Annotated in this window: 17 protein-coding genes; all 17 read left to right on the forward strand. The window is 62.4% G+C overall.

Annotated features, from left to right (window positions below; genetic code table 11):
- The 17 genes from CZ674_RS04805 (at position 1) to CZ674_RS04875 (ending at position 14,231) form a co-directional block, all read left to right on the forward strand.
- A complete protein-coding gene (locus CZ674_RS04805) occupies positions 1 to 681 on the forward strand; it encodes an SAF domain-containing protein (protein WP_086991401.1) in 681 nt (226 codons plus the stop codon).
- Positions 678 to 1,457, forward strand: a complete 780-nt coding sequence (locus CZ674_RS04810; RefSeq protein WP_086991402.1) for a P-loop NTPase family protein — start codon at positions 678 to 680, stop codon at positions 1,455 to 1,457. Before CZ674_RS04805 ends, CZ674_RS04810 begins: the two co-directional genes overlap by 4 nt.
- The gene (locus CZ674_RS04815) at positions 1,454 to 3,043 is read left to right on the forward strand and encodes a CpaF family protein (RefSeq protein WP_143244641.1); all 1,590 of its coding nucleotides are present in this window, start codon (positions 1,454 to 1,456) and stop codon (positions 3,041 to 3,043) included. The genes CZ674_RS04810 and CZ674_RS04815 overlap by 4 nt, the downstream gene beginning before the upstream one ends.
- Positions 3,040 to 3,918, forward strand: a complete 879-nt coding sequence (locus tag CZ674_RS04820) for a type II secretion system F family protein (protein ID WP_086991404.1) — start codon at positions 3,040 to 3,042, stop codon at positions 3,916 to 3,918. Before CZ674_RS04815 ends, CZ674_RS04820 begins: the two co-directional genes overlap by 4 nt.
- Entirely contained in the window at positions 3,915 to 4,811 is an 897-nt protein-coding gene (locus tag CZ674_RS04825; RefSeq protein WP_086991405.1) for a hypothetical protein, read from the forward strand. The genes CZ674_RS04820 and CZ674_RS04825 overlap by 4 nt, the downstream gene beginning before the upstream one ends.
- Positions 4,812 to 4,903: 92 nt before the next feature.
- Complete coding sequence (locus CZ674_RS04830; protein WP_086991406.1) at positions 4,904 to 6,073, forward strand: AAA family ATPase; 1,170 nt, start codon at positions 4,904 to 4,906, stop codon at positions 6,071 to 6,073.
- 109 nt (positions 6,074 to 6,182) lie between these two features.
- Positions 6,183 to 6,389 (forward strand): hypothetical protein, encoded by a 207-nt coding sequence (locus tag CZ674_RS13975; RefSeq protein WP_143244643.1) that lies wholly within the window; start codon positions 6,183 to 6,185, stop codon positions 6,387 to 6,389.
- Positions 6,390 to 6,398: 9 nt separating this feature from the next.
- A complete protein-coding gene (locus tag CZ674_RS04835; RefSeq protein ID WP_086991407.1) occupies positions 6,399 to 6,581 on the forward strand; it encodes a hypothetical protein in 183 nt (60 codons plus the stop codon).
- An 8-nt stretch (positions 6,582 to 6,589) separates the two neighbouring features.
- A complete protein-coding gene (locus tag CZ674_RS04840) occupies positions 6,590 to 7,000 on the forward strand; it encodes a TadE/TadG family type IV pilus assembly protein (RefSeq protein WP_086991408.1) in 411 nt (136 codons plus the stop codon).
- Positions 7,000 to 7,440 (forward strand): TadE/TadG family type IV pilus assembly protein, encoded by a 441-nt coding sequence (locus CZ674_RS04845; RefSeq protein ID WP_086991409.1) that lies wholly within the window; start codon positions 7,000 to 7,002, stop codon positions 7,438 to 7,440. Before CZ674_RS04840 ends, CZ674_RS04845 begins: the two co-directional genes overlap by 1 nt.
- Positions 7,441 to 7,446: 6 nt before the next feature.
- Positions 7,447 to 7,878, forward strand: coding sequence for a pilus assembly protein TadG-related protein (locus tag CZ674_RS04850; protein ID WP_086991410.1), 432 nt, complete (start codon positions 7,447 to 7,449; stop codon positions 7,876 to 7,878).
- 14 nt (positions 7,879 to 7,892) lie between these two features.
- Positions 7,893 to 8,519, forward strand: a complete 627-nt coding sequence (locus CZ674_RS04855) for a hypothetical protein (RefSeq protein ID WP_086991411.1) — start codon at positions 7,893 to 7,895, stop codon at positions 8,517 to 8,519.
- On the forward strand, positions 8,513 to 9,451 hold the full coding sequence (locus tag CZ674_RS14365; protein ID WP_234988430.1) for a hypothetical protein: 939 nt from the start codon (positions 8,513 to 8,515) through the stop codon (positions 9,449 to 9,451). The genes CZ674_RS04855 and CZ674_RS14365 overlap by 7 nt, the downstream gene beginning before the upstream one ends.
- A 56-nt stretch (positions 9,452 to 9,507) precedes the next feature.
- On the forward strand, positions 9,508 to 12,375 hold the full coding sequence (locus tag CZ674_RS14140) for a LysM peptidoglycan-binding domain-containing protein (protein ID WP_159456903.1): 2,868 nt from the start codon (positions 9,508 to 9,510) through the stop codon (positions 12,373 to 12,375).
- Complete coding sequence (locus tag CZ674_RS04865; protein ID WP_159456904.1) at positions 12,372 to 12,983, forward strand: A24 family peptidase; 612 nt, start codon at positions 12,372 to 12,374, stop codon at positions 12,981 to 12,983. Before CZ674_RS14140 ends, CZ674_RS04865 begins: the two co-directional genes overlap by 4 nt.
- A 106-nt stretch (positions 12,984 to 13,089) precedes the next feature.
- A complete protein-coding gene (locus CZ674_RS04870; RefSeq protein ID WP_086991413.1) occupies positions 13,090 to 13,617 on the forward strand; it encodes a helix-turn-helix domain-containing protein in 528 nt (175 codons plus the stop codon).
- Between the two features lie 14 nt (positions 13,618 to 13,631).
- Positions 13,632 to 14,231, forward strand: coding sequence for a PIN domain-containing protein (locus CZ674_RS04875; protein WP_086991431.1), 600 nt, complete (start codon positions 13,632 to 13,634; stop codon positions 14,229 to 14,231).
- The last annotated feature ends 18 nt before the right edge of the window (positions 14,232 to 14,249 follow it).

Raw genomic sequence — 14,249 nt, forward strand, 5'->3', positions numbered from 1 at the left:
ATGACCACCACCAGCGCTGCAACGACCCCCGAGAAGCGTGTTCGCGGCAAGGGCCGAGCGCCGAAGCGGCAACAGCACAGCCCTGTAGCGGCAAAGATCAACCCCATGCTGATCGCAGCTGCCATCGCTTTGATCGTCGTCGGCGCGCTGGCTGGCTGGTACGTACTCAATACACAGTCGACGACCACTGCTGTTGTGACGATCACACAGGATGTCCCTCGCGGGGCAGAGATCTCGACCGACCACCTCGGCACGCTCGAGGTGAACGACGCTGACGCGGGCAACTACATCGCGGTTGCCGACGCGAACACCGTCGCTGGACGCACCGCACTCACCGATCTGACCAGCGGCACACCTCTGACCGACAAGAACACCGGCACACTCGCCACCGACGAGGCAGCAGCGATCGTTGGACTACCGCTGACGGCAGCACAAATGCCGTCGACGAACATCGCCGCCGGTGACACCGTCTCCGTCGTATCGACTGCCAGCAACAGCGCCGAATCAGGGAGCACACCAATCTCCATCGACGCCACCGTCTTCTCTATCCGAACGGACGAAACCACTGGCCTTACGATCGTCGACCTCACCATCGAACCTGACGAAGCGCGCACTGTCGCTTCCATGGCTGCCAGCGGCGATGTAGCACTCGTGCTCCTGGGGGCAGGGGAGACCGCATGAGTGTCGTCGCCTTCGCATCCGCCACCGGCGCACCTGGCGTCACCACAACGGCACTCGCCGCAGCGCTGCACTGGCCAGAACCAGCACTGCTGATCGAAGCTGACACCTCGAAAACAACAGACGTCATGGTCGGGTACTTCCGTGGCCAGCTTCCACATTCCTCAGGCCTCGCCGGCTTGCTCGAACGCCCCGGGGATATCCACGCCTCCACACTCCTGGAGCAGTCCCTGCCACTGACCGAGGAGTCCTACCCGAAAGTCACCCCAGGATTCACTTCCCTCGCCGCAGGGCAAAGTGCCATCGCACTTTGGAAGAACCTCCCTGGCGCGTTCTACGAGCTCCAGAGAGCCGGAACCGACATCCTGATGGATCTCGGACGCCTCCGTCACAACGACCCTCGCATGCCGCTACTCGCTGCGGCCGACCAGATCATCGTCCTAGTACAGCCGCAACTACCAAGCGTGTACTCAGCCTTCATGTACATTCGTGCCCTTCGAACAGAGCTAGAACAGCTCGGGGTCCTAGACACGATCAAGATCGTGACCGTCGGCGACGGCGACGAAAGCGACCGAGCCATTGCACGCCAAATCGGCTCACCCGTACTAACGCGCCTGCCAGACGACAGATCTGGGGCGGCAACCTACTCACTAGGAAAAACAGGCAAAGCACGATCGCTCGGGCGCGCAGCCGAAGCTCTCTCCCGCAGCATCATCGACGCCGCCGCAAACCGCCGCGCTCGGCTATCAGTGACCTCTGACGAAGGCGGTGCACAGTGACCAACCACGAAGACGACCTGCAATCGCTGCCAATTTTTAGCCAGCAGGCACCATCGACAGACGAGACACAAACAGGACCACGCCCTAGAAACATCGACAAGCTGCTGCGAGATGCAGGCAGCGCTCCCAGCCGGAAAACCGTTCGCGAACAGGAGCGAGAACAACCAACATACGAAAGCGTCGCGATGCCTCCGGCCGCGGCGGCAGTGCAACCCGCACCGCTCTCAGCCGACGTGAACTGGGAGCTGGTCAAGGATCACACGAGCATCGTTTCCACTGCGATTACCGAGGAGCAGACTGCCCGGTACGACCGAGGCGAGAGCTTCGCGGACACCACCCGCCACAGCATCGCCCGTCGAGCCGCGATCGACGCGCTAGATCAACACGTCTCCCGAGAAACGCGCGTCTCCGGCGAACGCGCGTTGCTGAGTCCTGCCGAGCACGCCGCGCACGTCGAGGCCGTGCTCAGCACAATGTTTGGCCTAGGACGCCTTCAACCTCTCGTCGACAATCTCCTCATTGAGAACATCCACATCAACGGGTTCGATAACGTCCGCGTGCAGTACACCGACGGCAGCTGGGAGCAGATATCTCCTATCGCTAACAGCGATGACGAGGTGGCTGACATGGTCCGCATGTTGGCAACGAACAGAGGGGATGAGGCTAGGCCCTTTGACAAAATCAACTCCCGCATCAACCTCGATATAACCCCGCGGGATTCCTTGGCTGGCGCCGCCAGAATCATCGGCTTGCTGCCCCCTGTGGTACCTCGCATTAGCGTGGTGATTCGCCTGCACCGCGTTATCGAAACGAGCCTCAACGACATGGTCGCCAGGCAATCAATCAACCACCCAGCTGCTGCCCTTCTAACAGCCGCTGTCGCAGGAAAATGCTCGATCATGGCCGCTGGAGAGCCTGGCGCAGGAAAGACCACGATGCTTCGCGCACTCGCCTCTGCCATCGATCCCACAGAACCTATCGCCACCATCGAGAACGAACGCGAGCTCTACCTCGACCGCATGCCCGAGCGACACCACATGGTTGTCGCCATGCAAGGCGTGCCCGGATACAAGGATCCCGATTCCATCACCGGAACACGGGGCGAAGTCACTCTTCTCGAACTCCTCGCTGACAGTCTTCGACTCAACACCCAACGGATAATCGTCGGCGAGCTGCGCGGTGGCGAAGTCCGGGCCATGTTCCAAGCAATGCAGGCTGGAGCGGGGTCATTCTCCACTGTGCACGCGAATAGTGCAGCAGACACCATTGAGCGTCTCGTCACGCTGTTTCTCGACAACGCTGACGTGAACGAGGCCTATGCAAAGCGGCGCATCATGCAGGACGTGGACCTCATCCTGCACCTCGGGCGCATCCGCGCAGCTGACGGTAGCCAGCGCCGAGTGGTCACTGAGATCGCCCAAGTGCAGTCCGCTGAGAATCGACCCACAGTTGCCCCGATATTCCGCTACGACCCTGCCCAAGAGCAACTCGTCCCCGTGACGCTGCCAAGTGATGAGCTGCTTAGGAAACTCGAGGAGCACGGTTTCGACAGGCAGCTTCTCCACCCCGGTGGTGAAGTCGCATGATGCCCCTGATCGGTGCCGTCGCCATCCTGCTCGCCGGCCTCGGGTTGATCTCCCTGTACCTCGGACTCAAAGGCGTCGGCCGTGAAGCAGGACGAGCAACCCGCACCAAGAACAACCCCGGTCGCTCCTGGATACAGAATCTTGACAAAGTACAGCGGCGCAACATCATCCTCGGCCTCATCGGCGGGCTCGCGCTGTACGTCATCTCAGGCTGGCTCATCCTGCTACTTGCCGTGCCGGCTGCAGCAATCTTTCTCCCAGTACTGCTCGGCGGACAGGGCGCCAAACGTGTCATCGGCCAGCTCGAAGGACTCGAGATCTGGACACGAAGCCTTGCCGGCAGCGTTGCTGGTGACGCGAACCTCGAGCAAGCCATCATCCACTCCGCACGAAGCGCACCCGAGAGCATCCGCGAACCCGTGCAGCTGCTCATCGCCAGGATCCAGTCACGCATCCCTACCGACGATGCGCTCCAAGCCTTTGCAGACGACATCAACGACGCCAGCGCGGATGTCATCGTCGCGCACCTCAAGCTCGCATCCCGACAGCGAGGAGCAGGCCTCTCCCGCGCACTCGGAGACGCAGCAGAAAGTATCCACGACGAGATCAAAGCGCGCCGACAAATCGAAGCCGACCGAGCCAAACCCCGCCAAGCAACCCGGATCGTAGCGCTCGTCACCATCGGTTTCGTGCTGCTCGCCGCGCTCTCCAGCCCCATCTCCGGCACATTCTTCGACGCCTACCGAACACCTGTGGGCCAGCTCATCATCGCCGCGTTCCTCGGTGCCTTCGCAGCACTCCTCGGCTGGCAGTACCAACTCGCGAAGCCCAGGCCGCTGCCCCGATTCCTTATTCGCAGAACAGGCGAAGCATGATTCTCCACACCTTCACACAACTCCTGCCCGGGATCCTCCTCGCTGCAGGCGTCGCCCTCATCGTCATCGCACTCGTTCCCACACGCCCCAGGCTCTCGGCAGCAATCGAGCGCGTCAGCTCAGGCGACACCATCAGCTCCGCAGCCGCAACCGATGACTGGAAGGGCCGTGTCGGTCTGTGGACCATGCACCGAACTCGACGGCTGCCTGACCTCGGCATCGTCCAAGCCCGCGACCTCTCCATCATCGGCATCACCACTACGCAGCTGTACTACCAAAAGGCGCTCTGCGCGATCGGTCTTGCCCTAGCGCCCGTGCTACTTGGCGCAATCACCCAGTTCGCCGGCATGCTGCCATTCACGCTTCCAGCGCTAGCCGCCGTGCCACTGTTCATCGTCGGCTGGTTCGTGCCCGACCTCGACGCACGAACGAAAGCGAAAGAAGCCCGCGCAGAGTTCACACGAGCTGCAGCGGTCTATCTCGAGCTCGTCGCCACAGAGATCCGCCGCAGCATCCCCCCAGCCCTGGCACTCGAAGACGCAGCTCGAATCGGCAACTCCTGGATCTTCACACGAATCCAGCAACGCCTCGCCGCATCCCGCCTAGAGGGAGTCCAACCCTGGCAATCCCTCGAAGAGTTCGCCACAGAGATCGACGTGAACGAACTAGGGGAGGTTGGCAACATCGTCCGCACCGCAGGCGAACGTGGAACCAGCGTCTACGAGCCCCTCATGGCGCGGGGCCGCGCTCTACGCCTCCAGATGCTGTCCGAGTACCAAGAAGCAGAACACAAGCGCTCAGAGAGCTTCTCAGTCCCCACAGCGCTCACCGCAGTCGTATTTGTAGGGATGCTCATCGCCCCGCTACTACTCAACATGCTCTCCAGCACATAACGACATAAGGCCGGAATCCACTTCAAAACAACTCTATAAATACTATAAAAGAGTGGTACTCTATAAAGAGTATAAACCCCCTGGAGGTCATCTTGGACAGCCCATTCCGCCCCGGGTTCGGTAAGAACCCTCCTTTCCTCGCTGGCCGCGACACGGCGCTCGCCAGCGTGGAAGACGGTTTAGAGCTCGGCCAATGGCCGCAAGAGCGGGGGATCTTGCTCACGGGACTTCGCGGCGTGGGAAAGACCGTGATGCTCAACCATGCCGAGGATCTTGCACGCGAACGAGGCTGGGTCGTCGTCTCCGAGACTGCAACACCTGAGCTGTTCGAACGCATCACGGGGGTGCACCTCCCTCGGATACTGAGCGAACTCGACCCTGACAACCCATTCCGCGTCACCTCAATCTCAATGGCGGGCATTGGCAGCATCACCGTCGAATACCCGGACGGACGAATCGAAGACCCATCGTTTCGATCAATGTGCGAGGAGATCAGCAGCCTCTTAGGTGCTCGCAGCACTCCAGGCGGCATACTCTTCTCCGTCGACGAGGTGAACGCCGGCGCACTCCGCACTCTCGAAACCTTCGCTGCGGAGTATCAACACCTGGTGCGATCTGACTTCGAGGTCGCCTTCATCGGCGCCGGAGTGCAAGGCGAGATCCGAGATCTCCTAACCTCACGATCGGCAACGTTCCTCAGACGCTGCGCCCACGTAGACATCCCCATGCTCACACCCGACCAGACTGCCCAAGCGTTTCAAGAACCAATCACACAGCACGGACGCACGGTCAGCCCAGCAGTGCTCGACTACATGGTGCGCGCCTCCCAGGGCTACCCATTCCTCGTGCAGCAGATCGGCGACATCGCCTGGCGGAGGAATCCCGACAGCCCAGATATCTCGCTCGAGGATGCTCAGTTCGCATACCGCAGGGCACGACGCACAATCGGTGGCTTCATCATCGAACCGTCACTGTCAGGACTATCCCCAACTGATCGGAGCTTTCTTGCCGCAATGGCCAGCGACGACGGCCCAAGCAGAATCGAAGACGTAAGACGCCGCCTCGGCAACGTCGACTCTGGATATGCATCCATGTACCGACAACGCCTTCTCGACGCCGGCGCCATCAGAGCCGCTGGCCACGGGAAGGTCACCATCACGCTGCCGTACATGCGCGAGTACTTGCGAGAACACATCGTCGCCGAAGCCGCCAGCGACGACACCCGAAAAGACGCTGGCTTCCCACCACCCCCTGATCTATAAGCGAACATGCAACCTCGACCACACCGACCGAAAACAATTCCACAACACAGTGAAAAATCATGAAACTGCAGGGATACTCGATTGCAGGCACTCCCGCGAAAGGAACCCAATGTCCACTTCCAACAGTGATGAACGAGGAAACACTCTCATGAGCCAGTTGCCCGGCTACAGCAATCCCGAGTTCACCGCCGGAACGCAGGGTGAAGCCACGCATCTGGAAATCCTCGGAGGCAGCCTCCGGCAGAGCGCCCAACGAGTTGTCGTTGGCGAAGTCCGCTCGCAATCACGCAATCCACACTCAGGAATCGAACAGTAGGGAAACCCAATGTCTACTCTCAGCCGCAAGTACAAGCAACTCAAGAACCGCCTGACAAGCCTCGCCCACGACGATCGCGGCGACGTCGTCGAGAAGGTCTTCGTCATCGTCGGCATGGTCATCCTCGCCGTCGCAGTTATCGCCGCCATCACGGCATTCGTTAACGGTCAGCTCGACCAACTGCCCGGCTAGGACTCAATATGAGCACGCGCAACACTCGTCCTTGGCGACGCGGAACCTCCCGCCTCGCCAAGGACGAACGCGGCTCAGCAACGATTGAAACGCTGCTCATAACCCCGCTGCTGCTGCTGCTGATCCTTGCCATCGTGCAAGGCGCGACGTACTTCAACGCCCGCACCACAGCGCACTCCGTCGCCGATACCGCCTACCAGGAACAGCGACTCTATGGAGCAGAACACAATGACGGCCTCACCGCCGCCAATGACCTACTGGACGATGTCACAGCAATCGAGAACGGCGCAGCAACCGTCACGCAAAGCCCCACAACGGTGACGGTCACCGTCACCGGGGAAGTCCCCACCATCGTCCCCGGCATCGACTGGACCATCACATCAGTCGTCACCGGACCCCGCGAACGGTGGGCCGACTAATGCTGCGCACCCTCACCCGCCTCCGCCGCGACGACAACGGATCCGCCACCGTCGAGATCGTCATCCTCGCACCGGTATTCCTCATGGTGCTACTGCTCATCGTCGGCCTCGGCCGCATCCAAATGGCCGGCAACAGCACCGAATCAGCCGCCGGCAACGGAGCACGCGCTGCAACGCTGCAAGGAGACCAAGCCAGCGCCGACAACGCAGCAGAACAAGCAGTGCGCGACTCACTCACCAGCAACGGAATCAACTGCCAGCAGCTCACCATCAACCTCGATACCAGCGCAGTCGAAAACCAGCTCGGACAAGTCGGCACTGTCACAGTCGACATCACCTGCGTCGTCTCCCTCAGCGACATCTCAGTCCCAGGACTCCCCGGCAACTACACCCTCAACGCCACAGGAACCAGCCCCATCAACCCCTACTCGGAGCGCTGAAACACTATGCGAACACCCCGCGTTTACGACTTTCTTCGCAAACTTCGCACCGATCAAAACGGCGAAGCCAGCGTCTGGGCCGTCCTCCTCATCGTGCCGCTGATCGTCACCGCTGGCCTCGTCTTCGACGCCGCAGCACAAACCCAAGCCAAAAGTGAAGCAGCCCAAATAGCAGCAGGAGCAGCACGCGCTGGAACCTCCGCACTCGGCGGCCAGCTCACCGACCCCACCGACTACAGCTTCGCTCCCGGCCAAGCCCAAGCAGCAGCCGAAAGCTACCTCACACAATCCGGCGTCGACGGCACCGTCACCGTCGCGGGCGGAACCATCACAGTCACCGTCAACAACCCCATCGACACGACGTTCGTCAGCCTCATCGGCATCAACGAACTCCCAGCCAGCGCCACCAGTGCTGCAGAGCTCATCACCGGCGAATAAGGAGCAGCCCAATCATGAACCGACGCACACGCACCAGCACCCGCTGGATCACAGCCAGCGCGCTCGCACTCGCGCTGCCACTCCTCGCCGCCTGCAGCGGAGACACAGACCCCACGCAGAGCCCCTCAGAGACGACACCGCCAAGCGAAAGCGCCACGGCGACCCCCAGCGAGACCGAACGCGACCCGCTCACGCCTCCCACGTTCGAGAGCCCCGAAAGCGAAGAGCAAGCTGCCGAAGACGCCAAAGAGGCTGCGGTCGCATTCAACGAAGCTCATGTACCGATCGAACAAGCAAGGGACTCTCAGGCGCTCAGACAGTACCTCGGCGACGAGGCGCTCATCGAGTGGCAGGGACAACTCGACAACATCATCGAGTTTGATGTGACCATCGAGGGCAAGATCACGTTCACCCCAAACGATGCGGTCACCGTGTCCTCTAGCAAAGGGAACTCTGAGTTCGGACTCGCGACTGTCTCCGGCTGCGTTGATCTAAGCGAGTACATCTTCCAGGGACCCGACCAGGATCCCTTGGAGTGGCCCAACGATGGCAAGCGTCCGTACCTCTACGACCTTGCATATCAGGGAGACACTGGTATCTGGAAGATTCTTTCGTCCTACGAAATGGAGGGGACATGCTGACCAAGACGTTCACACGCGCGCTAGCAACATTTGCGGCAGTGCTCCTCCTCGGAACAATCGCACAAACCGCACACGCAGGATACGGAGAGTGCTCCTACGACGGCGACGGCAAGCTGGTGTGCGAAGTGAATGACCCTGGCACTCCTGGTGACAGCGGGAACATCCCCGGCGACATCCCGTTCACGGTTGGACCGAAGACCTGTGAGAGTGATCGCGTCGAAGACAAGATCCCATGCACGAACGGTTCTGAGGACTGGTGGAACACCGAGAAGCAGTGCTATGTCAGTGTCTCTGATCCGCAGCGCCCTCGCCCAGCCGGGGCAAGCCAGTCCGGCGCTTGGTACGACTGCGACGCAACGATCATTCCCGCCGACGAGGCACCAATCTATGGCGACACGTACCAGTTCTGGTCCGACGAGCCGCCGCCGGGGATCTCTTGGTACAGCCCCGAGCAGGCCGCCCGGCAACTGATCTCCACATTCCAGCTACGCCCAGCCAGCCCTGGTATCGCGCCGCCGGCAGGTGTCGCTGACGCGTGGACCTCCGTGGGCTTCCAAATGTGGATGTGGGCCGACGATCCCTCCGCGCTGTCCTATGGCCCGTACACGGAGACCGCAACGCTTGGTGGCGTGACCGTCACCGCTCGAGCCACAACGTCGTTGATCGAATGGGACATGGGCAACGGTGACACCGTCAACTGTGGCGCCGGCACCGAGCCCCCGTCCAACGCAACCATCAACGATGTCTCGCCGAACTGCGGATACGTCTACACGCAGACCGGCACGTTCACGATCACACCGACGTCGTTCTGGGTCGTCGACTGGAACGGTGGGGGAGAGAGCGGCCAGATCCGCTTCGCACTCACTGGCGACGGACGCACCATCGAAGTCGGCGAACTTCAGTCCGTCAACGTCCCTGTGCCGGGATCATGAACACCCACATCATCACCGACCTCGCTCCCACACTGAGCATTAGGTAAGGAACAACCATGCGATTCCTCCGAGGCATCTCCGCACTTGCAGTCCTGACAGCAATCCTGGGCGGCGTCCCGTACCTGCTTGCGCTGCTGGCCGGCAACCCGATCCCATCGGTCGACCAACTGATGCAGGCCGCGACCATGCCAGATCTCGATGGGTCGTTCTTCATCGGGCATGTACTGCCCATCATCGGCTGGATCGCATGGGCCACGTTCGCGATCGCGTTCCTCGTCGAGCTACCAGCGCAGCTGCGTTCGATCGAAGCGCCTCGCATCACAATTCTGCTCCCGCAGCAGGCCGCAATCCGTCCTCTGATCGCAGCAGTGCTGATCATGTTCAGCGCAGCAGGCGGCATCGCAGGTAGCGCCACCGCAGCGGAAGCCCAGGAAACCTACCCGCAGGCAGCATCCGCCAGCATCAGCCAGACGATGCACAAGGCCGCACCAGCACCGCTACAGCAGCAGAACCTCAGCGACGAGACCCAGACACAGGAGCCTGAACACGCCGAGGTCGTCGTCGAAGCAGGAGACTCGCTCTGGGGGATCGCGGAGACGGAGCTTGGTGACGGGCAGCGATTCACGGAACTGTTCGATGCGACACAGGGCCAAGACCAGCCGGTGATGGGAGAGATCTCCGACCCCGATCTCATCCATCCCGGCCAAATCGTCTACATGCCGGGAGACAACAGCAGCAGCGAAGCTCCTACAGAAGCTCCGACGCCAGAGCACGAGGCCGTGGAACAGGAACCGTCGGAAGCGGCACAGGAGCCCGCACACGAGCAGGCAGCCCCCGCTGACGCCGTCGACGAGCAGACGACAGCGTCAGGTGTCGAGATCGCCCCCACAGCGACGGCGCCTGCACCCACACCCATCGCTGAAGCATCCGACACCGACGACTCAACAACTGCCGAGGATGAGTCCGGCAGCGACATCGACTGGGCCGGGATCGCCACCACCACCGGCGGCATCGGCCTCGTACTCGCCGGCGGCATCCTCTCCGTACTCGGCGGCCGCCGCTTGGTCCAGCGACGTCGACGACGTCAGGGAGAGCGCATCGCGCTGCCCGACGAGACGATGAGCACCATCGAACTCGAGCTGCGTGCGGTCGAAGAGCCCCTCACGATGCTGCACCTGGACCAGGCGCTGCGCCACCTAGCAGCACACGCGCAACGCACCAGCACACCCCTGCCGCAGCTCTACGCTGTCCGTCTCGCCGACGACGAGATCAGCCTGTATCTCCACGACGCAGCAGAACTGCCCGCCCCATTCGTGTGCGCAGCCGATGACCGCACCGCATGGGTGATCTCCATCACCGACGTCCCCCAGCTCGAGCACACCCCATCCGCTCCATTCCCAGCCCTCGTCTCTCTCGGCCGCGACAGCTCAGGCGCACACATCCTGGTCGACCTCGAATACCTCGGGGCTCTACACCTGCGCGGTGACGAAGAACTCGCCAACCGTGCGATGACAGCCCTCGCTGCCGAACTCGCGACCACACGTTGGGGCGAGAACCTGCGCGTCACACTCGTCGGCTTTGCACCCGGCCTTCCAGCAGCACTCGGCACCAACCGCATCCGACACGTCGACGACCTCGAGGTACTGCTGACCGAGCTGCAGAACCTCGCCACTGAGACCGAACGCGTCTTCAACGAAGAGGGATACACCTCCCTCGGCCACGCCCGCACAGCCGGAACAACCGCCGAAGAATGGCCACCAGAGATCATCCTGCTGGGCCAGGACCTCGAGCACGAGCAACGCGATCGCCTCAGCGACCTGGTCAGCCGCATCCCGCGCGTAGGGATCGCCGCAGTATCCCGTGACCAAGTCGCAGGGGAGTGGGCGCTGGAAATCGAATCCGCCCAATCCGCGATGCTCGCACCGCTCGAGCTACCGATCGAGCCCCAGATCGTCTCCGACGACGAATACGAAGCGATCATGGAACTGCTCGAGCAGTCCACACACGACCCCGTCGCAGGCCCCGCCTGGGCGCAAACGAGCGAACACGAAGAACCCACGCTCACTGATGTGGAGATCGCCTCCGTCAGCGCAGCACTCAGCAACGCCACAGACCAGAGCACCACAGAGACAGCCGATGATGACACCCGTGATGCAGTCGAGGAAACCGTCACCGCCGTCGAGCACGACGGCCCCTACATCAAACTGCTCGGCACCGTCGAGATGATCGACTGGCGCGGCGAGAAGCCCACCCCGAACATCCGCCCCTACGTCGAAGTCGCTGCACTGCTGACGTTGAAGCCCGGCCTCGATGCCGCCGGCGTTCACGAAGCGCTCTGGCCCGGAGAAGCCCACAACGCATCCGGCGCCACCCCACGCCGCAACTCACTCATCTCACGCACCCGACGCCTCCTCGGCACCGACGACAACGGCACGTTCTACCTGCCCAAGAACCGGTACGAAACCCACGGCGTCCGCACCGACTGGCAGGACTGGCTCGACATAGTCGGCGACCTCGAAACCGCCACGACGGGGCAGCTCAAATCAGCCCTCAAGCTCGTCACCGGACAACCCATCAGTGGTGTCGCGAACCGCAAATGGGGATGGTCAGAACTCATGCGAGAAGAAATGCTCGCGAGCATCAGCGACGTGGCCGCAGAAGTCGCCCGACGCGCCTTCGAAACTGGAGACACCGCCACCGCCCGCCATGCCGGCAGCATCGGACGCACCGTCGACCCCGCTCGCGAGATCCATTGGCGAGACTCGCTCCGCGCCGAACACATGGCCGGCAACCGCGAAGGCACCCAACAGATGCTCAAGCAGTTCTACAGCCACCTCGACAACATCGACGAAGCCGGCGAACCCGTCGACCAGGAGACCATCGACCTCATCGACGAGCTCACACAACGACAGCTGACAGCATGACGACGACCGCCGAACCCTCGCTGACGAACTCTGGTCGGCGGGAGCGCCCTCCAGGACGAGCCAACGACGAGGACGCCACCGCCGCGCATCGACTCCTGTTCGCCGCCGCCGCCGCATCCGCCGGCGCCGCGGCCGCACTCACCGCGATCACGCTGCAGCTGCAGCCAGCACTCCTGCTTGCCTGGCTGATTGTCCCCGTCACCATCGCCGCGGCTGTCATTGACGCCCGCACAGGACTGATCCCCAACGCGCTCACAGCGCCCTTGGCAGCAGGAACCGCCGCCTACGTCCTCGTCGTCGCTCCCTTCGACGGGAACCTGCTCACAGCCGCTCTGGCCGGTGCAGCAGTCTCCGCCATCCTCCACGGTGCCCTCTGGTTCACCGGCGGCTACGGTGGCGGAGACCTGAAACTCTCCATCATCCTCACTGCGGCCGCCGCCACACTCGGCCTTATTCCCGCAGCGATCGCCATGGCCGCGCCAGCGCTCCTGCTGCTGCCACTGCTGCTTAAACGTCGCATCCAGCGCAAGCCTGACACCAGTACACGCCTCGGTCCCTACCTCGCAGCCGGCCTGATCCTCGCCGTCATCGCCGCGATCGCCCTGTGACCAGTCCCGCGCACAGGTTCTGCTGCTTGTGAGCACAGAGCACCACAGCTAGACTATTCGCAGTAAACGCAAACGTTTTGCGATTGCTGCGAATAAGGAGTCAGTTATGTCCGTGAACGAGATCCTCGCCCCGTCGACCCATTCCGCCGGCGACGAGCAGCAGCTCTCCCGCGTCTACGACATGCTCACCGCTGAGGACGTTCTGAACCCGCGGCCGCGGCACTACCTGGTTGGTGGAGCAGGAGACGACCCTGTCGAGCTCCCGCAGGAGGTCTATGAGGTGCTGCGGCACGTCGTGGACGCTATGCGCAAGGGCCTGTCCGTAACTGTTTCGCCGACTACGAAGGCCCTGACCACTCAACAGGCCGCTGATCTCCTGGGCATCAGCCGACCCACGCTCATCAAGGCCCTCGACGATGGGCAGCTTCCCTACACGCGCTCGGGTACGCACCGCCGAATTGCCCTGACCGATGTGATCGACTACCGAGACAGTCGGCGACGGGCGCAGTACGCGGCCATAGCCATGCTCTCGGCAGACGTCGACGAATCCAGCGACATCGACGAGACCCTGGCCGACCTACGCCGCGCCCGCAAAGCGGTGGGGGCCAAGCGCCGAGCATCGAAGGCCGGCTGACATAGGCTGGCGTGGTGTTCTCCGCCGTCCTCGATACCAGCGTGCTCTGGCCCAGCTTGCAGCGCGACTTCCTGCTGTCGCTGGCCGCAGAGAATACGTATTCCCCGAAGTGGAGCACTGCGATCCTCGACGAGCTCGTCTTTCACGAGGCCGAGAAGCTGGTGAGGCGCGGAACTGCCACAGATGAGGCAGAACGGACCGCTAAGCGGCTCATCGGGCAGATGTCTACCGTCTTCGATGACGCTCTGGTCACGGACTGGGAGCCGCTCGACGGCACCTATGGCCTGCCAGATCCTGATGACGAGCATGTCCTGGCCGCAGCGGTCATGTGCAGCGCCGAGGTGATCGTCACCGAGAACCTCAAGCACTTTCCCGCTTCGAAGCTGCCCGCACAGATCCGGGCAGTCCCAGCCCGCGACTTCGTCTACGACACCGTGCGCGCACATCTCACGCAGTCGTGTCGGGCGGTGATGGCGATCTGCGACCGCAGCGGACGACGCGGCCCGAAGCTCTCTGCGGCCGACCTCCTGACGATCCTGGAGGATCGATACAAGATGACCAAGGCAGTGGAGCTGCTGGCCGCAGCGCCGGCGCTGCGTGAGCACCTGGACTGAGCTCGCTCCGCAGGCGCT

Source organism: Agrococcus casei LMG 22410, assembly GCF_900163565.1.
In the GTDB taxonomy this organism is placed as follows: Bacteria; Actinomycetota; Actinomycetes; order Actinomycetales; family Microbacteriaceae; genus Agrococcus; species Agrococcus casei.